General features: G+C 67.7%; 25 protein-coding genes. 4 read left to right on the top strand and 21 right to left on the bottom strand.

Features of this window, described 5'->3' with window-relative positions; genetic code table 11:
- The 17 genes from P0Y43_RS12270 to P0Y43_RS12190 form a co-directional block, all read right to left on the bottom strand.
- Positions 1-1447 (bottom strand): CoA-acylating methylmalonate-semialdehyde dehydrogenase (locus P0Y43_RS12270; protein ID WP_275637528.1); only part of this gene is annotated, 1447 nt, incomplete at its 3' end.
- Between the two features lie 4 nt (positions 1448-1451).
- Entirely contained in the window at positions 1452-1811 is a 360-nt protein-coding gene (locus tag P0Y43_RS12265; protein ID WP_275637527.1) for a RidA family protein, read from the bottom strand.
- A 99-nt stretch (positions 1812-1910) separates the two neighbouring features.
- A complete protein-coding gene (locus P0Y43_RS12260) occupies positions 1911-2702 on the bottom strand; it encodes an IclR family transcriptional regulator (RefSeq protein ID WP_275637526.1) in 792 nt (263 codons plus the stop codon).
- 89 nt (positions 2703-2791) lie between these two features.
- Positions 2792-3961, bottom strand: a complete 1170-nt coding sequence (locus P0Y43_RS12255) for an NAD(P)/FAD-dependent oxidoreductase (RefSeq protein WP_275637525.1) — start codon at positions 3959-3961, stop codon at positions 2792-2794.
- Positions 3958-5424 (bottom strand): 2Fe-2S iron-sulfur cluster-binding protein, encoded by a 1467-nt coding sequence (locus P0Y43_RS12250; protein ID WP_275637524.1) that lies wholly within the window; start codon positions 5422-5424, stop codon positions 3958-3960. The genes P0Y43_RS12255 and P0Y43_RS12250 overlap by 4 nt, the downstream gene beginning before the upstream one ends.
- Positions 5421-6242 carry an ABC transporter permease gene (locus P0Y43_RS12245; protein ID WP_275637523.1) on the bottom strand — a complete coding sequence of 274 codons (822 nt, stop codon included), beginning with the start codon at positions 6240-6242 and terminating at the stop codon, positions 5421-5423. Before P0Y43_RS12245 ends, P0Y43_RS12250 begins: the two co-directional genes overlap by 4 nt.
- Before the next feature lie 4 nt (positions 6243-6246).
- Positions 6247-7131 carry an ABC transporter permease gene (locus P0Y43_RS12240; protein ID WP_275637522.1) on the bottom strand — a complete coding sequence of 295 codons (885 nt, stop codon included), beginning with the start codon at positions 7129-7131 and terminating at the stop codon, positions 6247-6249.
- Positions 7128-8210 carry an ABC transporter ATP-binding protein gene (locus tag P0Y43_RS12235; RefSeq protein ID WP_275637521.1) on the bottom strand — a complete coding sequence of 361 codons (1083 nt, stop codon included), beginning with the start codon at positions 8208-8210 and terminating at the stop codon, positions 7128-7130. Before P0Y43_RS12235 ends, P0Y43_RS12240 begins: the two co-directional genes overlap by 4 nt.
- Before the next feature lie 65 nt (positions 8211-8275).
- Complete coding sequence (locus tag P0Y43_RS12230; protein WP_275637520.1) at positions 8276-9304, bottom strand: ABC transporter substrate-binding protein; 1029 nt, start codon at positions 9302-9304, stop codon at positions 8276-8278.
- Between the two features lie 48 nt (positions 9305-9352).
- Entirely contained in the window at positions 9353-10381 is a 1029-nt protein-coding gene (locus tag P0Y43_RS12225) for an ABC transporter substrate-binding protein (RefSeq protein ID WP_275637519.1), read from the bottom strand.
- A gap of 103 nt (positions 10382-10484) precedes the next feature.
- Complete coding sequence (locus tag P0Y43_RS12220; RefSeq protein WP_430540244.1) at positions 10485-11915, bottom strand: gamma-aminobutyraldehyde dehydrogenase; 1431 nt, start codon at positions 11913-11915, stop codon at positions 10485-10487.
- A gap of 16 nt (positions 11916-11931) precedes the next feature.
- Entirely contained in the window at positions 11932-13281 is a 1350-nt protein-coding gene (locus tag P0Y43_RS12215) for an NAD(P)/FAD-dependent oxidoreductase (RefSeq protein WP_275637518.1), read from the bottom strand.
- Positions 13282-13545: 264 nt separating this feature from the next.
- The gene (locus P0Y43_RS12210) at positions 13546-14559 is read right to left on the bottom strand and encodes a PDDEXK nuclease domain-containing protein (protein WP_275637517.1); all 1014 of its coding nucleotides are present in this window, start codon (positions 14557-14559) and stop codon (positions 13546-13548) included.
- 147 nt (positions 14560-14706) lie between these two features.
- Positions 14707-16101: a GABA permease gene (gene gabP, locus P0Y43_RS12205; RefSeq protein WP_275637516.1), complete on the bottom strand. Its 1395-nt coding sequence runs from the start codon at positions 16099-16101 to the stop codon at positions 14707-14709.
- Positions 16102-16372: 271 nt separating this feature from the next.
- Positions 16373-17134 (bottom strand): ABC transporter ATP-binding protein, encoded by a 762-nt coding sequence (locus P0Y43_RS12200; protein WP_275637515.1) that lies wholly within the window; start codon positions 17132-17134, stop codon positions 16373-16375.
- Positions 17131-18192, bottom strand: a complete 1062-nt coding sequence (locus tag P0Y43_RS12195; RefSeq protein ID WP_275637514.1) for a FecCD family ABC transporter permease — start codon at positions 18190-18192, stop codon at positions 17131-17133. The genes P0Y43_RS12200 and P0Y43_RS12195 overlap by 4 nt, the downstream gene beginning before the upstream one ends.
- Positions 18189-19304 carry an ABC transporter substrate-binding protein gene (locus tag P0Y43_RS12190; RefSeq protein ID WP_430540243.1) on the bottom strand — a complete coding sequence of 372 codons (1116 nt, stop codon included), beginning with the start codon at positions 19302-19304 and terminating at the stop codon, positions 18189-18191. The genes P0Y43_RS12195 and P0Y43_RS12190 overlap by 4 nt, the downstream gene beginning before the upstream one ends.
- Before the next feature lie 206 nt (positions 19305-19510).
- On the opposite strand from P0Y43_RS12190, the gene P0Y43_RS12185 reads away from it, so the two are divergent.
- The gene (locus P0Y43_RS12185; RefSeq protein WP_275637513.1) at positions 19511-19678 is read left to right on the top strand and encodes a YhfG family protein; all 168 of its coding nucleotides are present in this window, start codon (positions 19511-19513) and stop codon (positions 19676-19678) included.
- A 3-nt stretch (positions 19679-19681) separates the two neighbouring features.
- Positions 19682-20278, top strand: coding sequence for a putative adenosine monophosphate-protein transferase Fic (locus P0Y43_RS12180; protein WP_275637512.1), 597 nt, complete (start codon positions 19682-19684; stop codon positions 20276-20278).
- A 41-nt stretch (positions 20279-20319) separates the two neighbouring features.
- On the opposite strand, the gene P0Y43_RS12175 is transcribed toward P0Y43_RS12180, so the two are convergent.
- The 4 genes from P0Y43_RS12175 to P0Y43_RS12160 form a co-directional block, all read right to left on the bottom strand.
- Complete coding sequence (locus P0Y43_RS12175; RefSeq protein ID WP_275637511.1) at positions 20320-21330, bottom strand: zinc-dependent alcohol dehydrogenase family protein; 1011 nt, start codon at positions 21328-21330, stop codon at positions 20320-20322.
- An 89-nt stretch (positions 21331-21419) separates the two neighbouring features.
- Complete coding sequence (locus tag P0Y43_RS12170) at positions 21420-22010, bottom strand: HAD family hydrolase (protein WP_275637510.1); 591 nt, start codon at positions 22008-22010, stop codon at positions 21420-21422.
- The gene (gene tesB, locus P0Y43_RS12165) at positions 22007-22876 is read right to left on the bottom strand and encodes an acyl-CoA thioesterase II (RefSeq protein WP_275637509.1); all 870 of its coding nucleotides are present in this window, start codon (positions 22874-22876) and stop codon (positions 22007-22009) included. The genes P0Y43_RS12170 and tesB overlap by 4 nt, the downstream gene beginning before the upstream one ends.
- 74 nt (positions 22877-22950) lie before the next feature.
- On the bottom strand, positions 22951-23520 hold the full coding sequence (locus P0Y43_RS12160) for a GNAT family N-acetyltransferase (protein ID WP_275637508.1): 570 nt from the start codon (positions 23518-23520) through the stop codon (positions 22951-22953).
- Positions 23521-23746: 226 nt separating this feature from the next.
- Between P0Y43_RS12160 and P0Y43_RS12155 the strand changes: the two genes are divergently transcribed.
- Together P0Y43_RS12155 and P0Y43_RS12150 are read left to right on the top strand one after the other, a co-directional pair.
- A complete protein-coding gene (locus P0Y43_RS12155; RefSeq protein WP_275637507.1) occupies positions 23747-24661 on the top strand; it encodes a histone deacetylase family protein in 915 nt (304 codons plus the stop codon).
- Positions 24662-24809: 148 nt separating this feature from the next.
- A complete protein-coding gene (locus P0Y43_RS12150) occupies positions 24810-26045 on the top strand; it encodes a TIGR03862 family flavoprotein (protein ID WP_275637506.1) in 1236 nt (411 codons plus the stop codon).
- The last annotated feature ends 62 nt before the right edge of the window (positions 26046-26107 follow it).

Below are 26107 nucleotides of genomic sequence, written 5' to 3'. Positions count from 1 at the left end.
GCGGCCAGCGCTGGGTGATCGCCTTGCGCCGGGTGTAGAACCGCACACCATCCGGCCCATACGCATGCAGGTCACCGAACAGCGAACGCTTCCAGCCACCGAAGCTGTGGTAGCTCACCGGCACCGGCAGCGGCACGTTCACACCCACCATGCCCACCTCGATCTCGTCGCAGAACAACCGCGCCGCTTCACCGTCACGGGTGAAGATGCACGTGCCGTTGCCGTACTCGTGGTCGTTGATCAGCTGCATCGCCGCTTCCAGGCTGTTCACCCGCACCACGCACAGCACCGGGCCGAAGATCTCTTCCTTGTAGATGCGCATCTCCGGCGTCACCCGGTCGAACAGCGTGCCGCCGACGAAGTAACCATCCTCATTGCCCGGCACACGGAAACCACGGCCATCGACCACCAGCTGCGCGCCCGCCGCCACGCCGTCGTCGATATAACCGAGCACCTTGTCACGCGCCGCCGCCGTCACCAGCGGGCCCATGTCCAGCCCGCACGAGGTGCCGGCACCGATCTTCAGCGCCTTGATCTGCGGCTCCAGCTTGGCGATCAGCGCATCGGCCACCTGGTCGCCCACGCACACCGCCACCGAAATCGCCATGCAGCGCTCGCCGCACGAACCGTAGGCCGCGCCCATCAGCGCGCTGACCGCGTTGTCCAGGTCGGCATCCGGCATCAGCACCGCGTGGTTCTTCGCGCCACCCAAGGCCTGCACGCGCTTGCCGCGCTTGGTGCCTTCGGCGTAGATGTACTCGGCGATCGGGGTCGAGCCCACGAAGCTCAGGGCCTTCACTTCCGGCGCTTCGATCAGCGCATCCACCGCTTCCTTGTCGCCGTGCACCACGTTCAGGATGCCCTTCGGCAAGCCCGCGTCGTGCAGCAGCTGGGCGATGAACAGCGTCGAGCTCGGGTCACGCTCCGACGGCTTGAGGATGAATGCGTTACCGCAGGCAATCGCCAGCGGGTACATCCACAGCGGCACCATCGCCGGGAAGTTGAACGGGGTGATACCCGCCACCACGCCCAGCGGCTGGAAGTCCGACCAGGCATCGATGTTCGGGCCAACGTTGCGGCTGTACTCGCCCTTCAACACTTCCGGCGCGGCGCAGGCGAACTCGACGTTCTCGATGCCGCGCTTCAGCTCGCCGGCGGCGTCTTCGAGCGTCTTGCCGTGCTCCTCGCTGATCATCTGCGCGATCTTCGCTTCGTTCTGCTCCAGCAACTGCTTGAAGCGGAACATCACTTGCGCGCGCTTGGCCGGTGGGGTGTTGCGCCAGGCCGGGAACGCCGCCTTGGCCGAGTCGATGGCCTGCTGCACGGTGGCGCGGCTGGCCAGTTCGACCTGGTGGATGACCTGCCCGGTGGCCGGGTTGAACACATCGGCGCTGCGTTCGCCGTGCGCGACCGACTCGCCGTGGATCAAGTGTGCGATACGTGCCATGGCCTTATTCCCCCACTGCCGCCTGGACGGCGATTTCCACCAGGATGTTCTCCGCGGCCAGGTTGGCTTCGACGGTGGCGCGCGCGGGCAGGGCGTCCTGCGGCACCCAGGCGTCCCAGGCGGCGTTCATCTCGGCGAAGTCCTTGACCGCGTGCTTGAGCCAGACCTGGGCGAAGAGGATGCGCGACTTGTGCGAGCCGGCTTCGGCCAGCAGTTCGTCGATGCGCGCCAGCACCTGGGCGGTCTGGCCGCGAACGTCCTGGGTGCGGTCGGCGGGGACCTGGCCGGTGACGTAGACGATGCCGTTGTGCACCAGGGCGTGGCTGAGGCGGTTGTTGTTGGGTTGGAAGCGTTGGATGGACATGGGGACTCCGGTTTTTTTGGGCAAAGGGGGGCCGTCACGCATCCAGGGGTGCGCTGGCGTTGTCGGGGCACGCAGCGGCCCCGGGTTACGGGAAATCGATCAGGTCAGTGGTTGCAGGCTGCGCACCGTGCTGGCAATGGAACGCGCCGTGTTGATCACCTTTGGCGCCAGGGCCTTGCGCGCATCCTCAAGGCTCCAGCGCCCCAGCGGCACAGCGACGTTGACCGCGCCCAGCGGGTAGCCATCGGCATTGACCACCGCCGCCGCCACGCTGATATCACCGACGTAGTACTGCTCGCTGGCAAATGCATGCCCGTCGCGCCGGGCATTGGCGATGATCTCGCGCAGGCGTTCGCGGTCAGTCACGGTATTGGGCGTGTAGGCCACCAGCTCCGAGGCGTCGAGAATCGCCTCGCATTGCGCCTCGGGCAGCGCGGCCAGGTAGGCCCGGCCCGCCGCGGTGCAATACATCGGCAAATGGCGGCCCAGCGGCACATGGATGGGGATCTGCCTGTGGCTGGGGAAGCGCGCCACGTAGAGCATGTCGTGGCCACAGGGTTCGAGCAGGTTGCAGCTCTCTTCAGTGTCGCGGTTGAGCTCGTGCAGGTAAGGGTTGGCGCGCTCCACCAGCTCGCTGGTCTGCAGGTAGCCCGAGCCCAGGTCGAGGGAGCGCGGGGTCAGGCGGTAGCGCTTGGTCACCGGGTCCTTGGCCACGTAGCCCAGGGTCTCGAGGGTGAACACCGAACGCTGCACGGTGCTCTTGTTCAGGCCGGTCACCTCGGCCAGCTCGACCAGGTTCATGCTGGGCCGACCACTGCGAAACGCGGTGACAATCGCCAGGCCCTTGGACAGGGCGGTGACGAACAGGGGCGAATCTTCAGCGGCGCTCATGGGGTTCGATCCTTTTCTGACAGCTCTATCGGCGGCACCCGGGGCGACTGGCAAGGCCGCCGCGCGCGGATGCGCCGGTTCACGGTTGTTCATTCGAAATGACTCAGCACGATGCCCGGCTCGACCACCGGGCGCCCCTGGGCGAAACGCTCCACGGCGAACGGGCGCATGCGCTCGTCCACCACGCCGTCGACGATGGCCTTGGCCAACAGCTCGCCGGCCGCCGGTGCGCCGGCGTGGCCATAACACCAGCCAGCACTGACGAACAGCCCCGGCAGCGCCGGATGCGCGCCCAGCAACGGGCCGAAATCAGGGGAAATATGGACCAGCCCCGCCCACTGGCGAAGGATACGCGCCTGGCCCAGTTGCGGGAACATCTCCAGGTACGCCTTGGCGGTCGCGGCCATCACCGGCACGTCGGCGTTCAGTGTGTCCTGCGGGCGCTCGGCCACTTCGGCGCCACCGACCACCTCGCCGCGCGCGGTCTGGTGCATGTAGCAAAGGCGGTCGAGCAGCGCCACGGCCGGGCCGATCAACGGCCGGGTCGGCTCCAGGGCCATGGCCTCCAGGCGCATCGGGTAGCCCTCCAGCGGCACCCCGGCCAGTTGCGCCAGGGCGTTGCTGTTGGCGCCACCGGCCAGCACCACCACATCGGCGTCGATGCGCTGCTCGCCGACCCGCACGCCACTGACCCGCCCGGCGCTGCGGTCGATGGCTTCGACCGGCGTGCGGTAGGCGATGCGCACGCCCAGGCGCTCGCAGGCGGCGTGGTAGGCGTGCATGGCCGCATGGTGCGGGGCCACGCCGCTGCCAGGCAGGTGCAGGGCGGCGCTGACCCGCTCGTGGGCCAGGGCCGGCAGCACCCGGCGCAGTTGCGCGGGGTCGAGCAGTTGCGAGTCGACGCCGCATTCGCGGTGCACTTCGCGGGTGCGGTGCAGCAGTTCGGCGGTGGCGGCACGCTCGCCGATCATGCTGTAGCCGCGCAGCGAGTACATGACGTTCTCGCCCAGGCGCCGCGACAGGCCGTGCCACAGTTCATTGGAATAGGCGAAGAAGCGCGTCCATTCCACCGAGCTGAAGGCGCCGCGGATCAAGGTGCCGTTGCGCCCGGAGGCGCCGCCCTGCCAGTAGCCGGCGTCGAGCACGAGGATGTCGCGCACACCGCGCTCGGCCAGGCTGAAGGCCAGGGCCAGGCCCTGGATGCCGGCACCGACGATGAGGATGCTGCAGCGGTTGGGCAACGCGGGGTGCAGGTTCATCGCAGAGGCTCCACCACGTCGGCAAGGCCGGCGGCCTGGGCGACGGTCAGGGCGCGCCGCGGTGGGCGCAGGGTCGGCTTGGCCAAGTGCCCGGCGGGCAGCCCCAGCCGCGCGGCCACGTAGGCGCGCAGCGAGTCCCAGCAGGGCTGGCCCTGGCACGGGCCCATGCCGCACGAGGTCAGGCGCTTGATCACCTCCAGGTCGTCGATGCCCTGGGCCAGCAGGTCGTCCACTTCGTGGCCGCAAACGTCGAAGCACGGGCACAGCAGCACGTCGCCGTCGGTGGGCGGCGGCAGCTCCGGGTCGGCCTCGGCGGCGGACCCCGCACGCCGATAGGCCGACGACCCGCCGCGCAGTTGCAGGCGGCCACTGGCCGCGCCCTGGAAACTCAGGCTGTCGTCGAACAGCCCTGGCCCGTCGAACACCAGCGCATCGCAGCGCTGCAGGCGGTCGAGCAGTACCCCGGTGACCCGGCGGCGACCATACACCCGGCGCAGGTCGCGCACATCGGCCACCGCCACCACATGCACACCGAGCTGGCGCAGGCGGTTGGCCAGCGCCTTGTACAGGCCGTCGCCGACCACCACCACTGCCTTGCCGGGAGCGATGCGCCGTTCGCTGGCCAGGGCCAGGGCGGTGCGCGCATCCATCACCCCGGGCAGCCAGGCGCCCGGCACCAGGGTCGGCACCACCCTGCGCCCGGTCGCGAGGATCACCTCGTCGGCCTCCAGCGCCACGGCGGGCAGGCTCGGGTCGGACGGTGCGGCCAGCAGCAGGCGGCCTTCGCGGTAGGCCCCGAACACATCCAGGCCGAAGGCGCAGCGCACGCGCTCGTCGAGCCGAGGCAGCCGCGCCCCGCTCTGCACCGCCAGGCGCGCCTGGGCGGCGCCACGCGATACCAGCAGTACCTCGCGCCCGGCCTCGGCAGCGCGGTTGGCCGCCGCGCAGCCGGTCGGCCCGGCGCCGATCACCAGCACCTCGGCGCGCAGCCGCTGGCCGACCGGCGGCGGCCCGTCGTGGCCCCGGCTGGCAGGCGCGGCGACCCCGGCGAGGAAGGCCAGCAGCGCCTCCCAGTGCTGGAACAGGCGCCCGCCACTGGGCACCAGGTTGGTTTGTTCGAAGCCGCCGCGCAGCCAGCGCGACGGCACCAGGCGGGCCAGGCGCAGCAGGTCGAAACGCGGGCTCGGCCAGCAGTTCTGCATCTGCACCTGCATGCCTTCGCGCACCAGGCACTGGTCCAGGCGCACGTTGGGCACGCCGTCGACCCGCGCCAGCACGCCCGTGGTGTACAGCCCCGACAGGCCCATGGGCCGGTGCGCCTTGCGCGTCCAGGCCAGGGTGCGCACGCCATTGGCCAGCAGCGCCTGGGCAACGCTGTCGCCGGCCAGCGCGGTCATGCGCCGGCCATTCCAGCAAAAGCCCAGCGGCGCGCCGCTCGCCCCCGGCAGGCGCAGCCCGCTCATTGCTCGCTCCGGCGCTGGGCGCGGCGTTGCGCGGTGAGGCTGACGGCGAGCATGACGATCGACAGCAGGGTCATCAGCGTCGCCACCACGGCGATCAGCGGGTCGATTTCCGAACGCAGCGAGCTGAACATGCGCTTGGTCAGGGTGGCGCTGTCGCCGCCGCTGATGAACAGCGAGATCACCGCCTCGTCCAGCGACACGGCGAACGCCAGCATCGCCGCCGAGATCACCGAGAAGCGGATCTGCGGCAGGGTCACGTCGAAGAACGCGCGCAGGCGGCTGGCGCCGAGGATGCAGGCCGCGTGCTCCTGGGTCATGTCGTAGCTCTTGAGCCCGGCGCCGACGTTGATGATCACGTAGGGCAGCGCCAGCAGCGTGTGCGCCAGCACCAGGCCGGGGACGCTGTTGTTCAGGTCCAGCCGGGCATAGATGAAGAACAGGCCGATGGCGATGAAGATCGACGGCACGATCATCGGCGCCATCATCAGCCCGCGCAGCACGCCCAGGTAGCGCTGCTGGCTGTTGTGCAGGGCGTAGGCCGCCGCCGTGCCCAGCGAGGTCGCCAGCACCATGGTGAGAAACGCGGTGATCAGCGAGATGCGCGTCGCGCTCTGCCACTCCAGCGAGGCGAAGTAGTTGAAGAACGGCTGCAGGCTCAGCGACTTGGGCGGGAAGCTCAGGTAGCGGGCGTCCGACAGCGACATCGGCAGCACGATCAGGGTCGGCGTCAGCAGGAACAGCATGATCGCCAGCACCAGCAGGTACAGCCAGGCGCGGCGGGCGGCAAGGCCCAGCCAGTGTTGCAGGGGTCGGTTCATGGCTTCACTCGCTGCGCCGGCGCAGCCCGGCGATTTTCTTGACGGCGAACAGCATCGCCAGGGTCGCTACCAGCAGCACCACGCCCAGCGACGAGGCGGCGCCCCAGTTGGCATACATCGACACATCGCTCTCGATGCGCATCGACAGCATCTGCACCTTGCCGCCACCGAGCAGCGCCGGGGTGACGTAGAAGCCCAGGCTGAGCACGAACACCAGGGTCGCGCCCGCCGCCAGCCCCGGCAGCGACAGCGGCAGGAACACGTCGCGGAATGCCCGCGCCGGCGAGGCGCCGAAGGTCGAGGCGGCTTGCAGGTACAGCGGGTCGATGCTCTTCATCGCCGCGTACAGCGGCAGCACCATGTAGGGCAGCATGATGTGGGTCATGCCGATCACCGTGCCGGTGAGGTTGTGCACCAGCGCCAGCGGCGAGTCGACCAACCCCAGCGACACCAGCAGGTCGTTGACCAGCCCGCGCCGTTGCAGCAGCACCAACCAGGCGTAGGTGCGCACCAGCAGCGAGGTCCACAGCGAAATCAGCAGCAAGGCCATCGCCAACCCCGCCAAACGCCGTGGCGCATGCACCATGAAGTAGGCGTAGGGGTAGCCGAGCAGCACGCAGACCACGGTGACGATCAGGCTGATCTTGAAGGTCTGGGTGAACGCCAGCACGTAGATCGGTTGCAGCAGGCGCGTGTAGTTGTCCAGGGTCAGGTTGCCGTCGGCGTCGAACAGCGACAGGCCGAACAGCCAGCCGATCGGCACCACGAAGGTCACCAGCACCAGCAGCAGCGCCGGCAGCACCGGCGACAGCAGGAACCAGCCGTGGCGCTTGGTGGCGCGTTGCAGGGCCTGGCCGTGCAACGCGCCTTGCAGGTTCACGGTGCTCATGCCGAGTCCCCCACCACCAGGCTGTCCTGCGGGTGCAGGCCGAGCACCACGGCGTCGCCGCGCGACGGCAGGCGGCCGCTGGACGAACTGCGCGACGGACGACGGATCGACACCTGCGCGCCCTCGCCCAGGTCGACCTGCAACAGCTGGCTCTCGCCCTGGTAGATCACGTCGCGCACTTGCCCGCGGAACAGGTTCAGGCCGGTCTGCCCTTCCTCGACGAAGCGCAGCTTTTCCGGGCGCAGGACGATGCTCGGGTTGCTCAGGCTGCCTTCGCTGTACACCACCTGCATCGGCTGGTCGCGGAACCAGGCCTTGCCTTCGCGCAGCGCCACCGGCAGGAACGACGACTCGCCGACGAACTCGGCGATGAAGCGGTTGGCCGGGCGTTCGTAGAGGCTCTCGGGGGTGTCGATCTGCTGGATCCGGCCCTTGCTCATCACCGCGATGCGGTCGGACATGGTCAGCGCTTCGCGCTGGTCATGGGTGACGTACACCACGGTCATGCCCAGGCGCTCGTGCAGGCGGCGGATCTCCAGCTGCATGGTCTCGCGCAGGCGCTTGTCGAGGGCCGACAGCGGCTCGTCCATCAGCAGGATCTTCGGCTCGAAGACGATCGCCCGGGCCAGGGCGATGCGCTGGCGCTGGCCGCCGGACATCTCGTCGATGCGCCGGCCCACCAGTTGGTCGAGCTCGACCAGCGCCAGCGCCTCATGCACCCGCTTGTGGATCTCGTCACGGCTGTAGCCGCGCAGCTTCAGCGGGTAGGCGACGTTCTGGAACACGTTCATGTGCGGGAACAGCGCGTAGTTCTGGAACATCATCCCCAGGTCGCGCTTGTGCGGCGGCTCGAACACCATCTCCCGGCCCCCGAAGCGAATGCTCCCGGCGTCCGGGCGCACGAAGCCGGCCAGCGCCATCAGCAGCGTGGTCTTGCCCGAACCGGACGAGCCCAGCAGCGACAGGAACTCGCCGCTGCGGATGTTCAGCGAGACGTCGTCGAGCGCGGCGAAACTGCCGTAGGTTTTGGTGACATGCTCGATGTCGATGGAGGTCGAAAGCTTCGTATCTTCAGACATGATCAGACTCGGGGCCGGGAACGGCACGAAACACAGGGTATGGGGCGGGCACAGCCCGCCTCGTCTCAATGGGCGATGAACAGCTCGAAACGTTGTTGCACGGCCTGCTGGTTCTCCACCCACCAGTGCGGGTCGATCTTCGCCACCTTGGGCAGGTTGTCCGGCGAGGTCGGCAGACGGCGCGCCTGCTCGGCGCTGATCAGGCCACTCTGGTAGGCACGGGCGTTGACCGGCGCATAGGGGATCAAGGTCGCCAGGGTCGCCTGGCTGGTGGGCTGCATGATCTGGTTGATCAGCTTCATGGCCAGCTCCTTGTTCGCTGCGCCGCGCGGCACGATCAGGCAATCGTAGCTAAGGATCGCGCCCTCGAAGCTGTAGCCGACCTTGTCATCGCTGGCCGCCACATCGGCGACGCGACCGTTCCAGATGGCCAGGAAGTCCACCTCGCGGCTGCGCAGCAGCTGGGCCGAGTCGGCGCCGGCGCTCCACCAGTTGACCACCTGCGGCTTGATCCGCTCCAGGGCCTTGAAGGCGCGGTCGACGTCCAGCGGGTAGAGGTCCTTGGGCGCCACGCCATCGCCGATCAGCGCCGCTTCCAGGGTTTGCCAGGGCTTGGTGTACATGGCCCGCGCGCCTTTCACGCTGGGGTCGAAGAACGCTTGCCAGGTCTTGGCCACCGGCTTGCCACTGTCATCGGCCCAGGCCAGCACCGAGGCGTAGGCGTGGCTGGCGATCCAGTTGTTGCCGACCACCGCCGGGTCGATGTCGCGGGTGTCGATCACGGCCTTGTCCAGCGGCTCGGACAGCCCTTCCTTCTCGGCTTGCACGCAGTCGGTGATGCCCAATTCGACCACGTCCCACTTCGGTTTGCCGGAGAGCACCTGGGCGCGTACCGCGGCCAGGCCGTTCATGTTGTCTTCGCGGATGGTGACGTTCAGGGCCTTGGCCGCAGGTTCCAGGTAGGCCTTGCGTTCGGCGTCTTGCAGGGCGCCGCCCCAGCCGGCGAAGGTGACGGTGTCGGCATGGGCGGTGGCACTGAGGATGGCACTGGCCAGTAGGCCGAACGTGGTGCCGTGGATAAAGGTCTTGCGCATTGTGAATTCCTCCCGTGAGGGCTCCCCGGGCGGGGAGCCGCCAGCCGATCAGTTCTGGATGAACAGGTTGAAGCGTTGCTGGAGTTCGGCCTGGTGGCCCTGCCACCACGCCGGGTCGAAGAACGCCACCTTGTCGACGTTCGCCGGCGCCGTCGGCAGGCGGCTGGCCAGGGACGACGGGATGATGCCGGTGTCGAACGCCTTGCTGTTGACCGGCGGGTTGGGGATCAGCGTGGCCAGGGTGGCCTGGCTTTCCGGCGACATGATCTGCGCGACCAGCTTCATGGCCAGGGCCTTGTTCGGCGCGCCCTTGGGCACCACCACGCAATCGTAGTCGAGCAGCGCCTTGTCGTAGGTATAGTCGACCGGCTGGCCGGCCTTCTTCAGGTCCTCGACGCGCGAGGCCCAGATGGCCAGGAAGTCCACTTCGCGGCTACGCAGCAGTTGCGCCGAGTCGGTGCCGCTGCTCCACCAGTTGACCACCTGCGGCTTGATCCGCTCGAGCACCTTGAAGGCGCGCTCGACGTCCAGCGGGTAGAGGTCCTTGGGGGCCACGCCATCGGCCAACAGCGCCACCTCGAGCGTGGTGAACGGGTTGCGGTACAGGGCGCGCGGGCCTTTCACCGACGGGTCGAAGAAGTCTTTCCAGGTCTGTGCCTTGGCCGCGCCGCTTTCGGTGCTCCAGGCCAGGACGGTCGAATAGGCGTGGCTGGCGATCCAGTTCTTGCCGTAGAACCGGGCGTCGACGCCGTCGGTCTTGATGACGGAAAAATCCAGCGGCTCGGTCAGGCCTTCCTTCTCGGCGACCATGCAGTCGTTGGAGGCCAGCTCCACCACGTCCCACTTGGGCTTGCCGGACATCACCTGGGCGCGCACCGCGGCCAGGCCGTCCATGTTGTCTTCCTTGACCGTGATGCCCAGGTTCTTCGCCGCGGGCTCCAGGTAGGCCTTGCGCTCGGCATCTTGCAAGGCGCCACCCCAGCCGGCGAAGGTCACGCTTTCAGCGGCGTGGGCCTGCCAGGTGCACAAGCCCAGCAAGACCGCCACGGTACCTGCACGCCATTCGAATCGTTTCATGTTCAACCCCTGCGTTTGTTGTAGTTAGACAGTTGGCGAAACGTGTGGACGTCCTGTCCGGTTGCCTTCCCTGTTGGTTGTTGTGTTTGTGTGTTGCCCAGCCTCAGCCGATGTCGATCATGATGTGCCGCACGCTGGTGTAGTCCTCCAGGCCATACAGGCTCAGGTCCTTGCCATAGCCCGACTGGCGCAGCCCGCCGTGGGGCATTTCGGTGGCCAGGGTCATGTGCTGGTTGACCCACACGCAGCCGTACTGCAACTGGCTGGCGGTGCGCATGGCCTTTTTCACGTCACGTGTCCACACCGAGGCCGACAGGCCGTATTCGCTTTCGTTGGCCCAGGCCAGCACCTGCTCTTCGTCATCGAAGCTGGTGACCGAGACCACCGGGCCGAACACTTCCTTCTGCACGATCTCGTCGTCCTGGCGCACGCCGGCGATCACCGTGGGCTGGAAGAAGAACCCTGGGCCGTCGGGAATCGCCCCGCCTGCCAGCAGCTCAGCGTGCGGCAAGGCCACGGCGCGCTCGACGAAACCTTGCACGCGTTCCTGCTGGCGACGGCTGATCAGCGGGCCGAAGTCGCTGGCCGGGTCTTCGGGGTGGCCGGTGCGCAGGGTCGAGACTTCGGCCACCAGGCCCTCGAGGAACTGCTCGCGCACCGACTCGGCCACGTATACCCGGCACGCCGCGGTGCAGTCCTGCCCGGCATTGTAGTAACCGCCGGTGCGCAACATGCGCACCGCTGCGGGGATGTCGGCGTCGGCGAACACCAGCACCGGCGCCTTGCCACCGAGCTCCAGGTGAGTGCGCTTGAGGTTGCCGGCCGCCGCGCGGACCACCGCCTGGCCGGTGGCGATGTCGCCGGTGACCGAGACCATGCGCACCTTGGGGTGGGCGCTCAGTTGCGCGCCCAGGGTGGCGCCACGCCCGGAGAGGATGTTGACCACCCCGCGCGGGAAGATCTCGGCGCACAACCGCGCCAGGTACAGGGCGCTCAGCGGGGTCAGTTCCGAGGGCTTGAACACCACGGTATTGCCCGCCGCCAGGGCCGGGGCGAGCTTCCACGCGGCCATCAGCAGCGGGTAGTTCCACGGCGCGATCAGGCCGACCACGCCCAGCGGGTCGCGGCGGATCATGCTGGTGCTGCCGGCGACGTATTCACCGGCGGCACTGCCCGGCAGGCAGCGCGCGGCGCCGGCGAAGAAGCGGAACACGTCGGCGACCGCCGGCACTTCATGGCCGATGGCCTTTTGCAACGGCTTGCCGCAGTTCTGGCTTTCCAGGGTGCCGAGGGCCTGTGCCTCGGCCTCGATGCGCTCGGCCAGCTTCAGCAGCAGGTAGCCGCGTTGGCGTGGCGGGGTCCGCGCCCAGCCTGGGAAGGCCCGCTCGGCGGCGTCCACGGCAGCGTCCAGTTGCGCCGCCGAGGCGTCGGCCAGCACGTGCAGCTCGCGCTCGTCGGCCGGTGCCAGCACCACCGAGGCATCGCCGTGGCCACGCACCAGCTCGCCGTCGATCAGGTATTCGCTATAGATCATCACGCTCTCCAGTCAGTCAGACAGACGCCCGCTCGGCGTCCTTGAAGCGATACCAGGCGTAGGCCATGCGCTGGCCGACACGCAGGAAGGATTGGAACGGGAACGGCTTGGGCGCCTGGTGCAGGAACGGCACCGCGGTCGGGCGCTGCTCGCCGCAGGCCATCTGCGCCAGGCGCTTGCCGGTCTGCAGCGAGAACGACACGCCGCTGCCGGCATAGCCGCCGCCGGTGTAGGCGTTGCTCAGGCCCTCGATGGGGTAGCAGTGCGGCAACGAGTTGTTGGTGACCGCCACCCAGCCGCCCCAGTTGTAGTCCACGTCGATGCCGGCCAGCGCCGGGAACTTGCGGCACAGCGCGGCCAGCAGGCGCTGGCGGTGCAGCGGGTTCTCGGCATCGCGGCCATTCACCGCGCTGCGCCCGCCGAACAGGATGCGGTCGTCGGGCAGGCGGCGGTAATAGAACAGCAGGTTGCGGGTGTCGAACATGCAGTCGCCGCCGGGCAGGCTGGCGGCCTTCTCCGCCGCCGTCATCGGCCGGGTGACGATGATCTGCGAATGCACCGGCAGGATCCGCCCGGTCAGCGCCGGGTGCAGTTGGCGCGAGGTGTAGCCGTTGGTGGCGACCACCACCTTGCGCGCGGTGATGACACCGCCGGGGGTGACCAGGCGGTGGCCGTTGGCGCTGCTGGTCCAGGCGGTGACCGGCGAGCCGGTGTGCACCCGCGCGCCGGCCTCACGGGCCATGCGCTGGATGCCCCAGGCCAGTTTCAGCGGGTGCATGCTGAAGCCATCGGGCATGTGCAGCGCGCCGAATGACTCGGCGCCAGCGTGCACCTCTTGCAGCTCCTCGGCGGCAACGAAGCGCGCCGGGTAGTCGAGCAGGTCGTTGTACAGGCCGAGTTCGCGCTTGAGCGAGGCCACGTGCTCGGCGCGGCTGGCGACCTTGTAGACCCCGTCGGGCTGCGCCTGGCAGTCGATGTTGCCCTCGCGGATCAGCGCACGGGTGGTGTCCAGCGCCTGGCGCATCTCGTTGAAGTAGGCCTTGGCGGTGTCAGCGCCGTAGCGCTCGATCAACGCCGCCAGTGGCACCCGGCCCCCGGAGATGCGCGCGAAGCTGCCATTGCGCCCGCTGCAGCCCCAGGCGGTCTGGTTGGCCTCCAGCACCACGGCGCGAACGCCATGTTCGCGGGCCAGGTGCAGGGCGCAGCTGAGCCCGGTGTAGCCGGCGCCGATGATCGCCACCTCGACCGCCTCGTCGCCACGCAGCGGGCCATCGTCGGCGACCGGCGCGCCAGCGGTGTCGGCCCAGTAGGACGGCGCATGGGCCAGGGCTCGGCCGGGGGTCGCATCAACCAGTGGATCGTACAATTTAAGCCTCACGTATCGCTATGCGATATTTATTGTTCGATTTAATGGTTAAGCTAATATTGATTCTGATATTCGTCAATTGATTATTTGACGAGTGGTTGCAAGCATTGGAGAGAGAGGAAGGGGTTATGCGGTGCAAGCTCGCTACCTAGCGCCTTGCTTGAAAGCGCGCAGGCCGCTGCGCAGCGCAATCAGATGCAAGCCACACGCACGTGGACTCAAGCCATGCAGCGGCCCCGACAGGTTCAACAGGAATGAAGGGGTTCAGCGGGTATCGAGCGCATAGAACTCCTGCAGCTTCGCTTGCAGCAGCGCTTTGTCCGGTAGGCAAGTCTGGTATTCGGCGACAAGGGCGGGTGACAGGCTGCGATTGAGCGCGTACTCGACCACCTCGTCATGCTTGCTGGCACACAGCAAAACACCGATGGCGGGATTTTCATGCGCCTTGCGCTCGTTGCGATCCAGCGCTTCGAGGTAGAAATCCAGCTTGCCCATGTACTCGGGTTCGAAGCGTCCGACCTTTAGCTCCACCGCGACCAGGCAGTTGAGCCCCCGGTGGAACAGCAGCAGATCCACGGCAAAATCACGTCCGCCGACCTGCAGTGGATACTCGGAACCCACGAAGCAGAAGTCACGCCCCAGTTCGACGAGAAAGTCTTTCAAGCGCTGCAACAGACCTTTGTGCAGATCGGCTTCGGGAAGGTCGAGGAACTCGACCATATAGGCGTCGCGAAATACCGACAGGGCTTGTGGATGAGCCTGAGTCAAGGATGCGGACGCCTTGAGCGGGTCGGTGATACTGCGTTCGAACAGGGCGGTCTGCATCTGCCGTTCCAGTTCGCGTTTGGACCACCGTTCGCGGATGGCCATCCGCAGGTAGAACGCTCGCTCTTCCACCCGCTTGCTCTGCCCGAGGATGATCATGTTGTGGGTCCACGGCAGTTGTCTCACCAGCGGTGAGACAACTCCGTCGTAGCGATACGCTTCGTAGAACTGGCGCATGCGGAACAGGTTAGGTCGGGTAAAACCCCGTAACCCCGGCTGCGTCCGTGCCAAGTGCCCGGCCAGCTGGCTGACTACCGCATCGCCCCACTCGGCACGCTCAATCTTGCGACTGATGTAGGCCCCGACCTGCCAGTACAGCTCGACGAGCTGCGTGTTGACCGCCTGCATGCAGCGCTGGCGTGCCGAGTGGATCAGGGTCACGACCTCGTCGAATCGATCATCCCTGGAAAGCGACGAGGCGTCTGCCTGGCCCGGTTGCTGTCGTGCTTGCATTGAAGGAATCCTGGCATCAACAAAACCAGGAAGCCTATCCAAGGGACGGGCCAGAAGATGTCGGACCGCTCCGAGGACGTTGGGGCATATGACAGAGGGGCACCTAGTCCAGGTGCCCCTCCTCATAATCAGTTACAACCGCGCCGCTCACCCCATCGAGCGCACGGCCAGCTTGCGACCATGCCCACGCGCAGTGACGATCCCCAGGAACGAAATGAAGATCGCCAGGCTCAACGTCGCACTCACCTCCGCCCGGTGCTCCTCGGTGTACATCATCACCGCCAGCGCGCAACCGATGAACACGATCACCGCCCAGGTCAGCCAGGGGAACAGCCACATGCGGAACTTCAACTCGGCGTTCTCGCGCTCCAGGCGCCGGCGCATGCGCAGCTGGGAAATGGCGATCACCAGGTACACCAGCAAGGCGATGGCGCCGGAGCTGGCCAGCAGGAACTCGAACACGCCCTTGGGCGCGAAGTAGTTGAGGATGGCGATGCCCGCGCCGATCAGCGTGCTGCCGAACACCGCCGCGCGCGGCACGCCAACCTTGGAGGTGTGCTTGAGCAGCGCCGGGGCGTCACCGCGTTTGGCCAGCGAATACATCATGCGCGAGGCGATGTAGATCGACGAGTTCATGCAACTGGTCACCGCCACCAGCACCACCAGGTCGACCATGAACGCGGCGTTGGGGATGTTCATGATCTCCAGCGCCCGCTGGTACGAGCCCACCACCGCCAGTTGCGGGTCGTTCCACGGCACGATGGAGATGATCACGAAGATCGACAGGATGTAGAACGTGCTGATGCGCCAGATCACCGAGCGCGTGGCCTTGGCGATGTTGCGCGACGGGTCGCTGGACTCGGAGGCGGCGATGGTCACCGCCTCCGTGCCAATGAAGCTGAACATCACCGTGATGAACGCGCCGATCACCGCCGCCGCGCCCTTGGGCGCGAAGCCGCCGTGCTGCTCCATCAACGTGCCCAGGCCGCTGACCTCGCGTTCGGGCAGCCACCCCAGCAAGGCGGCGAAGCCCAGGCCGATGAAGCCGAGGATCGCCGTGACCTTGAGGATGGCGAACCAGAACTCGAACTCGCCGTACTTGGCCACGCTGAACAGGTTGGTGCAGGCCAGCAGCAGCACCGAGGCCAAGGCGAAGATCCAGCTGTCGACCTGCGGGAACCAGGCGTTGAGCACATGCCCTGCCGCCAGCGCCTCGATGGGGATCACCAGCACCCAGAACCACCAGTACAGCCAGCCGATGGTATAGCCGGCCCAGCGGCCGATGGCCTGGTCGGCGTAGGTGGAGAAGGAACCGGTGTCGGGGTGGGCGACGGCCATTTCGCCGAGCATGCGCATCACCAACACCACCAGCGTGCCAGCGACGAAATACGAAAGAATGGTGGCCGGCCCGGCGGCGGCGATGGCGTGGCCGGAGCCGACGAACAGGCCGGCGCCGATGATGCCGGCGATCGACAGCATCGTTACATGACGTGGCTTGAACCCTTGCGCGAGGGTGCTGCCATCGGATTCCACGGTGTTCATTGATGTTGTTCTCTTTTTTGCTGACACAAGGAAAAGGGGCAGGCGTACGCTAGAAATCTCCTTTGAAAACAGGGAATTGGCAAATCCGCAGAGCGCTGTTGTTGACGTTGTTCACGCTTTGGAGGGCGAGGTGACCGCTGGGTCGGGGTCATTCAAACAGCGTGGGGAGGGGGGAAATTGTTCGGGCGCGCCAGGAATCGGTTCGATTGCGACATGGGGGTGTCTGCAACGGCCCTATCGCGGGGCTAGCCCCGCGATAGGGCCCTCGACCTCAGCGCAACGCCCGATCCACCAAGACCTGCAAGCGCCCTTGCGAACACCGCTCCACCCGCGCCTGCACCCCATACACCTCAGCCAGCACTTGCGGTCGCAGCACCTCGGCCGGCGCCCCATGGGCCACTGCCCGCCCCTGGTGCAGCATCACCAGCCAATCGGCATGGCTGGCCGCCAGGTTCAGGTCATGCAGCACCGCCACCGCCAGCAACCGGTGCGCCGCCACGCGCTCGCGCACCGCGTCCATCACCCGCAGTTGGTAATGCAGGTCCAGCGCACTGGTGGGCTCATCCAGCAACAGCACCCGCGGATTGCGTGCCAGCAGTTGAGCCAACGCCACCAATTGCCGCTGCCCGCCCGACAAGCTGCCCAGCGGCTGCTCGGCCAGGTGCTCGATGCCCAATTGACGCAACGCCGCGAAGGCGGTGCCCAGCACATCGTCGGCGCCACTGACCCGCAGCCCCACGACGATGCTTTCCAGCACCCCAAGCGCGATGCCCGGCGGCAGTTGCTGGGGCATGTAGGCCAGGCGCCGGGAACGCTCGGCGAAGCCCAGGCGAGTGACCTCCTCGCCATCGAGCGTCAGCGCCCCTTTCATCCGCTCCAGCCCCGCCAAGGCGCGCAGCAGCGTGGACTTGCCCGCGCCATTGGGCCCGACCAACGCCACCAGGCTGCCGGCAGGCAACGCCGGCAAGCTCAGTTGCGGGATGATCGTGCGCGCCCCATAGGCCACCGACAGCCCTTCGATACACAGACTCACAAGCGTCTCCCCCGCCGGAATACCAACAACACGAACACCGGCACCCCCACCAGCGCGGTGACGATGCCCACCGGCACGATCACCCCCGGCAGGATCAGCTTGCTGGCGATCGACGACAGCGACAGCAGCAGCGCCCCCACCAGGGCGCTGGCCGGCAGCAGGAAGCGTTGGTCCTCGCCCACCAGCAAGCGGGCGATATGCGGCCCGACCAGGCCGATGAACCCGATGGTGCCGACGAACGCCACCGCCGTGGCCGACAACAGGCTGATGCGCAGCAGCGAGGCGAAGCGTAGGCGCCGCACGTCGACGCCGAAGCTGCGCGCGCGGTCCTCGCCCATGCGCAGCAGGGTCATGGCCGGGGCGGCGCGCAGCGAGAACGGCAGCAGCACCAACAGCACCGCGGCGAGGATGCCGAGCTTCTGCCAGTTGGCCCGCGCCAGGCTGCCGAGGGTCCAGAACACCAACTGTTGCAGCACGTCCTCGGTGGCCAGCAGTTGCAGCAGCGACACCAGCGCATTGCAGCTGAACACCAGGGCGATGCCGAACAGCACCAGGCTCTCGACGCCGGCGCCACGCAGGCGCGCCATGGCTTGCAGCAGGAACACCGACAGGCAGGCGAAGATGAAGGCCATCACCGTCACCTGGACACTGGGCGCAATCCACAGGCTGGCCAGCGGGTAGGCGATGGCCAGCGAGGCGCCGAGCGCCGCCGCCGACGACACGCCGAGGGTGAAGGGGCTGGCCAGCGGGTTGTCGAGGATCGCCTGCATCTCGGCGCCGGCCAGCGCCAGCGCGCCGCCCACCAGCACGGCCATCAACGCGTAGGGCAGGCGCACGTTCCAGATGATCACCCGCTCGGTGGCGCTCAAGGCCGACGGGTCGAACACCCCGTGCAGCAACTGCCCAAGGCCCATCCCTGAGGCGCCGCTGGCCAGGTCGCCGAGCACCGACAACAGCAGCAACGCCGCGAGCCCCATCACCAGCAATGCCCGCCGCCACAGCAGGCGCCGGTAGCGCCAGGCCGCCAGGGCGGCGCCGTCATGGGCCAGTGCGGTCACTTGGCGTCGATCCAGTAGTGGCCGTCGAGCCCCACCTTGAGCATGCCGTTGATCTCGCCCAAGGTCGCCTGCGGGTCGACGCCACTGAAGCGCTCGGGGTGGACCCAACGCGCCATGGCCTCGATGGCGAGAATGTTGAACGGCGAATTGTAGAAGTCATGCCACAAGGCGTGGGCCTGCCCGGCCTGGATCGGCCGCAGCGGCGCGAACTCGGGGCGCGCGGTGATCTTCGCCAGGCTCTGCCGGGCGGTGTCGGCACTCACACCGGCCCCCAGCAGCACGCCGGGGGCGCGGTTGCCGGTGGCGATGTAGACGTCCGGGTCGGCCTTGAGCACGTATTCGACGCTGACGTCGCCCAGCGCGCCCGGCACCACGTCGGCGGCGATGTTGTGCCCGCCAACGGCCTCGACCACGCTGCCCAGGCCGCTTTTGCCGGTGGTGTGCCCTGGCGCCTGCCACACGCCGGCCAGCAGCTCGAGGAAGACCTTGGGCCGCTCGCTGTCCTTGAGCCCGGCGACCTGCTGGGTGATTCGCGCCAGGTGCTGGTCGTAGAAGTCCAGGTACTGGTGCGCTTCTTTGTCACGGCCGAGCAAGGTGCCCAGGGCTTGCAGGCTGACCCGCGTGTTGCGGATCGGGTGCACGCGAAAATCGATGAACAGCACCGGCACCCCGGCCTGGGCCAGCAGGTCGGCGACCGGGCTGTGCTGGGTCGGGCCTTCGCCGGCGATGCTGAATATAGCGAGGTCGGGTTTCAAGGCGAGGATCTGCTCGGCGCTGACGCTCTGCTCCGAGGCCTGGCCGATCAGCGGCAATTCCGTGATGGCCGGGTAGTGCTGGGCGTAGGCCTCGTAGGTGTGCGGGTCGAGCAGGCGCATGTCGTTCTGCCAGCCGACCACGCGCTGGAACGGGTTGTCGCGGTCGAGCAGCGCCAGGGCGAAGAACAAGCGGCCCTCGCCGAGCACGATGCGTTGCGGGGCATGGTCGAGGGTGACGCTGCGGCCCAGCACGTCGGTCACCTGTACCGCGCTGGCCGGCTGGGCGAGGCCGGCGCAGGCGGCGAGGAGCATCAGGGCGGGCAGCAGGCGCCGCCAGGGGCGGGAGATGGAGGGCATCGGGGATTCCTCGGGGCAGGCGTGGCAGAGAATGGGTCTCATTTGAAACCGGGCATTCTAGGCAGGAGGGGCTGGCCGAGGGGGTATGGGAATGTCGGCCAATTGTCATGGAAAGTAAGGGCGCGCCGGTCGGCTTAACCTGCGCAACGGGGCGTTGTTTTCGCTATAATCAACGCTCGTTCACCCCTGATTCGAGGCGTACCCAAGTGAAAGGCATCAGCTTGGAAACCAAGAAGGCATATTGCATCAAGACCCGACGCTCCAATTACACGGCGAGCCTGCGGCTTGAAGGGTACGACGTCACCCCGGAGTCTGCAGAGCGCAAACTTCCCACGCGCGAAGAGCTTCTGCGCCAGTACCGCCGGCAGGGTTGATCCTTGGATAAATACGGTGTCGGGCAGGATGCCTACTGCTACCCCGGCACAACAGTCCTGACCAACCGGTTGAACATCCATGACGACACTGAGTTGTTCAATGCCGAGCGAGACTTTTCAGAATTAGCCGCAAGCCAGATCGGCTTCACCCCTCCCCCCTACGACCTGCCCTACCTGCAAAACCTGCACCGCGCGCTGTTTGAAGATATCTACGAATGGGCAGGCGACATCCGTACCCTCGATATCTCCAAGGGTGATACGCGCTTTTGCAATGTCAACCGTATAGAACCCGAGGCCACCAAGGTCTTCAATGCCATGGCTCGCGCAGGCTGGTACGAAGGCGACGCACGCGACGTGCTGATCGTCGCCATCGCCGAGCGCTTTGGCGACCTGAATATGGTCCACCCCTTTCGCGAAGGGAATGGGCGCGCCCAACGTATCCTCTTCGAACACCTGATCCTCAATGCAGGGTTCGAGATCGACTGGTGGCGTGTGGAACCACAGGCCTGGATAGACGCCAACATCGATGCCGTCGTTTGCGACTATTCGGCGCTGGAACGCATCTTCGACCAGTGCATCGGGCCAGCCATCACCGAATGATGATGGTGCGGCGAATCTGCCGGTGATCACCCTGATGGGCATCACCAACTCAAACAGATCTTGCCAAAATGCCGATTGCTCTCCTGGTACTGGAACGCCTCGACGATCTGCTCCAGTTCGAAATGCTTGTCCACCACCGGCCGCAGCCCATTGGCGTCGATCGCCCGGACCATCGCCTGCTGCTGCGCGCGGCTGCCCACCAGCACGCCTTGCAGGCGGATCTGCCGCACCAGTGCCTGCACCAGCGGCAACTGACCGGCCACGCCTGTGAGAATGCCGATCAACGACACGTGCCCGCCAATGCGCGCGGCGATCATCGATTGCTCCAGGGTCGCCGGGCCGCCGACCTCGATCACATGGTCGACGCCGCGGTTGTCGGTGAGCGCCCGCGCCTTTTCGCCCCACGCCGGGGTGCTGCGGTAGTTGATCAGGTGGTCTGCGCCCAAGGCCTTGAGGCGTTCGAGCTTGGCGTCGCTGGACGAGGTGGCGATCACCGTGGCGCCAGCCAGCTTGGCGAATTGCAGGGCGAAGATCGACACGCCGCCGGTGCCCTGCACCAACACGGTGTCGCCGGGCTTGAGGTGGTCGTCGCTCATCAGCGCGCGCCAGGCGGTGAGGCCGGCGGTGGTCAGGGTGGCCGCTTCGGCATGGCTGTAGCCCTGCGGGGCCAGGGTGAAGGCGGTGGCGCGGGCGGTCACCTGCTCGCGGGCGTAGCCGTCGATGCCGTCGCCCGGCACCGAGGCGAAGCCTTCGACCTCGGGCTGGCCGTCGAGCCAGCCGGGGAAGAAGGTGCTGACCACGGCGTCGCCGACCTTGAACTCGCTGACACCGGCGCCGACGGCGATGACCTCGCCGGCGCCGTCGGCCATGGGGATGCGCCGTTCGCTCGGGCCCCACATGCCGCTGACCACGGCGAAGTCGTGGTAGTTGAGGGAGCTGGCGTGCAGGCGCACGGTGATTTCGCCGGGCTGGGGCGCGGGGGCTTCGCAGGCGCCGAGGTGGACATTGCCGTAGCCGCCACCGGGCTCGACGTAGATCGCCTTCAAGGGCATGGGGGTCTCCTTGGGTGGAGTAAGGGGTGAGTGCAGCTTAGACGCTGATGGCCCTATCGCGGGGCAAGCCTGCGATAGGGCCGCCGGCCTCAGCCCAACATCGCCCGCAACGCCCGACAATCGGCGGCATGCCAGTCCACCAACTCCGGCCAGGGGTTGTCCGGCAGGTTCACCAGCACCGTGCGCGCCCCGGCGGCGCGGCCGCAGTCCAGGTCGAAACGGTAGTCACCGACCATCACCAACGCCTCCGGCGCCACGCCCCAGGCCCGGGCGATCTTCAGCAGGCCATCGGGGCTGGGCTTGGGCGCGGCCTCGTCGCGGCCCAGGATGTGCTCCACCGCGAAGCAATCGGCCAGGCCGATGGCCTCCAGGGTCACGTGCGCCAGCTCGCGCGCGTTGCGGGTGAGGATGCCCAGGCGGCAGCCACGTTCGGCCAGCTCGCGCACCAGCTCCACCGCGCCGCTGGCAGGCTTCGAGGCAATCGCCAGGTCGCGCTCGTGCTCCAGCAGCCAGGCGTGCTTGGCCTCGGCCTCCTGCCGCGGCAGCGCCGCCAGGTGGGTGAGGATGTCGTGCTCGGGCGGAATGTCCAGCGCCTCGCGGATGGCGGCGAAATCATGCACGGCCACGGTGAGGGTGCCGTCCATGTCGAACACCCAGTGCCGAATGCTGCCCAGGCTCATGCCCAATCCTTGCGGTGACGGATCAGCCCTTCCTGGGTCGAGGACGCCACCAACTGGCCGGCGCGGTTGAAGATGCTGCCGCGGGTAAAGCCACGGGCGTTGCCGGCCCAGGGGCTGTCGGTGGCGTACAGCAGCCAGTCGTCGGCGCGCAGGTCGCGGTGGAACCACAAGGCGTGGTCAAGGCTGGCGATCTGCATGTCCTTCTGCCACACCGACTTGCCATGGGGCAGCAGCGAGGTGGTCAGCAGGCCGAAGTCCGAGGCGTAGGCGAGCATGTACTTGTGCAGCGCGGGGATGTCCGGCAGCGCGCCGTCGGCGCGGAACCAGGCGTACTTGACCGGGTCGCCGGGCTTGGGGTCGAACGGGTCGCGCTCGGTCACCGGGCGGATCTCGATCGGCTTGGCGCACAGCACCTTGTCGCGGATGCGCTCGGGCAGCTTGTCGGCCATGGCGCGGGCCAGCTCGACCTCGCTGGGCAGGTTCTCCGGGCCGACCACGTCGGGCATCTGCACCTGGTGCTCGAAGCCTTCTTCGTCGTACTGGAACGAGGCGCTGCAGGTGAAGATCGGCTGGCCCTTCTGGATCGCCGTGACCCGCCGGGTGCTGAAGCTGCCGCCATCGCGCACGCGGTCGACCGAGTAGACCACCGGCATGCTCGCGTCGCCCGGGCGCAGGAAGTAGCCATGCAGCGAGTGCACGTGGCGCGCGTCCTCGACTGTCTGGCTGGCCGCCGACAGCGACTGGCCGAGCACCTGGCCGCCGTACAGCTGGCGGAAACCCAGGTCCTGGCTGCGGCCGCGGAACAGGTTCTCTTCGATGGATTCGAGGCTCAACAGGTCGACCAGGTCGTCCAACACATGGCTCATCGGGGGCTCTCCAAGGGGCGTCATGGGCACAGATGATACAGAATTTGTCGGCGCCACCGGGCATGACGGGGCGGTCAACCCCGCAGGTTGTTCTGCCAGCGCGCGCGGTCGATGCGATAGAGCACATGGGGGCGCAGCGGGTGCCCGGGCGGCAGGCGCGGGTGCTCGAAGGCGCCTTGCGCGTCATGGGCCATGCCGATGGCCTGCATCACCTTCTGCGACGGCAGGTTGCCCTCGGTGGTGAACGACACCACCTCGTCCAGGTGCAGTTGGGCGAAGGCGCAGCGCAGGCAGGTCCACGCCGCTTCGCTGGCGAAGCCCAGGCCCCAGTGGCGCCGCGCCAGGCGCCAGCCGATTTCCACCGCGGGGGCGAAAGGCGCGTCGAAATTGACGTTGAGCAGCCCGGTCATGCCGATGAAGGCGCCGCTGTCCTTGCGCTCCAGGGCCCACAGGCCGAAGCCGTACTCATTGAAGTGGCCGCGCACCCGGCCGATCAGCGCCGCCGCCTCCAGGCGCGTCATGGGTGCGGGGAAGTGGCGCATCACCTGCGGGTCGGCGCACAGCGCGGCGAACTCGCGCAGGTCGTCGTCCTGCCATTGGCGCAACACCAGGCGCGCGCTCTCCAGTCTGAGGATGGGGGTCATGGGCCAACTCCGGGTTCACGGTGTCGCAGTCTACAGCGTAGGCGCCAGCGGGGTTTTCGGCAGCCAATGCCCTGCTCCCGGGTGAGCGGCGGCCGCATCGCGGGGCAAGCCCGCGCCTACGAGTACCCCGCAGGCTTCACACTTCACGGGGTATCTGTGGGAGCGGGCTTGCCCCACGGCTGCGATGACGGCCATCATCGCCAGAGGCCCGCCATACGACCCGACCATGCCACTACCGCTGATCTACCACGAAGACTACAGCCCGGAATTCCCCCCGGACCACCGCTTCCCCATGGACAAGTTCCGCCTGCTGCACGACCACCTGATCGCCAGCGGGCTGACCACCGACCAGGCCCTGCTGCGCCCCGAGCTCTGCCCCAACGACATCCTCGCCCTGGCCCACGACCGCGCCTACATCGAGCGCTACATGAACGGCGAACTGTCGCGCGAGGACCAGCGCCGCCTAGGCCTGCCCTGGAGCGAAGCGTTGGCCCGGCGCACGGTACGGGCGGTCGGCGGCTCGTTGCTGAGCGCCGAGATGGCCTTACAACACGGCATCGCCTGCCACCTGGCCGGTGGCACCCACCACGCCCACTACGACCACCCGGCAGGCTTCTGCATCTTCAACGACCTGGCGGTGATCAGCCGCTACCTGCTTGAAGCCGGGCGGGTGCATCGGGTGTTGATCTTCGACTGCGACGTGCACCAGGGCGACGGCACCGCGCGCATCCTCCACGACACCCCGGAGGCGATCACCGTGTCGCTGCACTGCGAGCAGAACTTCCCGGCGCGCAAGGCCCAGAGCGACTGGGACATCCCCCTGCCCCGCGGCATGGGCGACGCCGCCTACCTGGCGGTGGTCGACGACGCGCTCAACTACCTGCTGCCGCTGTACCAGCCCGACCTGGTGCTGTACGACGCCGGCGTCGATGTGCACAAGGACGACGCCCTGGGCTACCTGCAACTCACCGACCAGGGCCTGGCCGCCCGCGACGAGGCGGTGCTGCGCCACTGCCTGGGCCGCGACATCCCGGTGGTCGGGGTGATCGGTGGCGGCTACAGCAAGGACCGCGAGGCCCTGGCCCGGCGCCACGGCATCCTGCACCACAGCGCCGCACGGGTGCTGGGTTGTGCACAATGACTGTGGAACCGCCTGTGGATAACCTGCGGGAAAGCCGCTACGGCCCTTTAACTGCCTGACCTGCAAAGCTTTGATCGTTTTTTGTGCAGTGCCTGCGCGGGGTGTGCTGGGGTAGAATGCCGGCTCTTTTCCACAGCCTGCCGCCGCCATGACCGACCCCCGCTCCCCTACTCGCCCCCTCGTTGCCGTGATCGGCGCTGGCCCCTCCGGCCTGATGGCGGCCGAGGCCCTGGCCCAGGCCGGGGTGGCGGTCGAGGTGTTCGACGCGATGCCTTCGGTGGGGCGCAAGTTCCTGCTGGCGGGCGTCGGCGGCATGAACATCACCCATTCCGAGCCGTACCCGGCGTTCGTGGCGCGCTATGCCGAGCGCAGCGCGCAGGTCGATGCCCTGTTGCAAGGCTTCGACGCCGACGCCCTGCGCCAGTGGATTCACGGCCTGGGCATCGAAACCTTCGTCGGCACCTCGGGCCGGGTGTTCCCCCGCGACATGAAGGCCGCGCCCCTGCTGCGCGCGTGGCTCAAGCGCCTGCGCGACGCCGGGGTGGTTATCCACACCCGTCACCGCTGGCTGGGTTGGCAGGCCGACGGCGCGCTGCGGGTGGCTTATCCACAAGGTGAGCTGCAGGTGCGGGCCGATGCCGTGGTGCTCGCCCTGGGCGGCGCCAGCTGGGCGCGTCTGGGCTCCGATGGCGCATGGCTGGCGCTGCTGGCCGGGCGGGGTGTGGATATCGCGCCGTTGCAGCCGAGCAACTGCGGGTTCGAGGTGGCGGGCTGGAGCCAACTGCTCCAGGACAAGTTCGCCGGCGCGCCGCTGAAGAACATCGCCCTGAGCGTGCCCGGCGCCGCTGCGCGCCGAGGCGAGTTCATCCTCACCGCGCAAGGGGTGGAAGGCAGCCTGGTGTATGCCTGGTCGGCGCCGCTGCGCGAGGCGATCAATCGCGACGGGCGCGCCACCCTGCTGCTCGACCTGCTGCCGGACCGGCCTGTGGATAAGGTCGCCCAGGCGTTGGCCAAGCCACGCGGGTCGCGGTCGATGGCCAAGCACCTGCACGGCCAGTTGGGGATCGAGGGGGTGAAGGCGGCGCTGCTGCGCGAGCTGACCGACGCGGCGACCTTCGCCGACCCCATGCGCTTGGCGCGGGCGATCAAGGCACTGCCGATCGAGCTGGTGCGCACACGGCCGCTCGACGAGGCGATCAGCACGGCGGGCGGGGTGCGCTTCGAGGCGCTGGATGAGGGGTTGATGCTGCGCCAGTTGCCGGGCGTGTTCTGTGCCGGGGAGATGCTGGACTGGGAGGCGCCGACCGGTGGGTATCTGCTGACGGCGTGTTTTGCCAGTGGCTTGCGGGCTGGGCAGGCGGCGGCGAAGTGGGTTCAGCCCTGAGGCAATTGCCCCCTGCGGGAGCAACTGCCTTGTCGCATCAGTGCCGGCCTCATCGCGGGGCG

Source organism: Pseudomonas entomophila (genome assembly GCF_029193575.1).
In the GTDB taxonomy this organism is placed as follows: domain Bacteria; phylum Pseudomonadota; class Gammaproteobacteria; order Pseudomonadales; family Pseudomonadaceae; genus Aquipseudomonas; species Aquipseudomonas entomophila_G.
This window is presented reverse-complemented; position numbering and strand designations above follow the sequence as displayed.

Bases quoted from the DNA above. Each gene is read 5' to 3' on its own strand.
- P0Y43_RS12265 (WP_275637527.1), bottom strand. From the start codon at position 1,811: ATGTCCATCCAACGCTTCCAACCCAACAACAACCGCCTCAGCCACGCC.
- P0Y43_RS12260 (WP_275637526.1), bottom strand. From the start codon at position 2,702: ATGAGCGCCGCTGAAGATTCGCCCCTGTTCGTCACCGCCCTGTCCAAG.
- P0Y43_RS12255 (WP_275637525.1), bottom strand. From the start codon at position 3,961: ATGAACCTGCACCCCGCGTTGCCCAACCGCTGCAGCATCCTCATCGTC.
- P0Y43_RS12250 (WP_275637524.1), bottom strand. From the start codon at position 5,424: ATGAGCGGGCTGCGCCTGCCGGGGGCGAGCGGCGCGCCGCTGGGCTTT.
- P0Y43_RS12245 (WP_275637523.1), bottom strand. From the start codon at position 6,242: ATGAACCGACCCCTGCAACACTGGCTGGGCCTTGCCGCCCGCCGCGCC.
- P0Y43_RS12240 (WP_275637522.1), bottom strand. From the start codon at position 7,131: ATGAGCACCGTGAACCTGCAAGGCGCGTTGCACGGCCAGGCCCTGCAA.
- P0Y43_RS12235 (WP_275637521.1), bottom strand. From the start codon at position 8,210: ATGTCTGAAGATACGAAGCTTTCGACCTCCATCGACATCGAGCATGTC.
- P0Y43_RS12230 (WP_275637520.1), bottom strand. From the start codon at position 9,304: ATGCGCAAGACCTTTATCCACGGCACCACGTTCGGCCTACTGGCCAGT.
- P0Y43_RS12225 (WP_275637519.1), bottom strand. From the start codon at position 10,381: ATGAAACGATTCGAATGGCGTGCAGGTACCGTGGCGGTCTTGCTGGGC.
- P0Y43_RS12220 (WP_430540244.1), bottom strand. From the start codon at position 11,915: ATGATCTATAGCGAATACCTGATCGACGGCGAGCTGGTGCGTGGCCAC.
- P0Y43_RS12210 (WP_275637517.1), bottom strand. From the start codon at position 14,559: ATGCAAGCACGACAGCAACCGGGCCAGGCAGACGCCTCGTCGCTTTCC.
- gabP (WP_275637516.1), bottom strand. From the start codon at position 16,101: ATGAACACCGTGGAATCCGATGGCAGCACCCTCGCGCAAGGGTTCAAG.
- P0Y43_RS12190 (WP_430540243.1), bottom strand. From the start codon at position 19,304: ATGCCCTCCATCTCCCGCCCCTGGCGGCGCCTGCTGCCCGCCCTGATG.
- P0Y43_RS12175 (WP_275637511.1), bottom strand. From the start codon at position 21,330: ATGCCCTTGAAGGCGATCTACGTCGAGCCCGGTGGCGGCTACGGCAAT.
- P0Y43_RS12170 (WP_275637510.1), bottom strand. From the start codon at position 22,010: ATGAGCCTGGGCAGCATTCGGCACTGGGTGTTCGACATGGACGGCACC.
- tesB (WP_275637509.1), bottom strand. From the start codon at position 22,876: ATGAGCCATGTGTTGGACGACCTGGTCGACCTGTTGAGCCTCGAATCC.
- P0Y43_RS12160 (WP_275637508.1), bottom strand. From the start codon at position 23,520: ATGACCCCCATCCTCAGACTGGAGAGCGCGCGCCTGGTGTTGCGCCAA.
- P0Y43_RS12155 (WP_275637507.1), top strand. From the start codon at position 23,747: ATGCCACTACCGCTGATCTACCACGAAGACTACAGCCCGGAATTCCCC.
- P0Y43_RS12150 (WP_275637506.1), top strand. From the start codon at position 24,810: ATGACCGACCCCCGCTCCCCTACTCGCCCCCTCGTTGCCGTGATCGGC.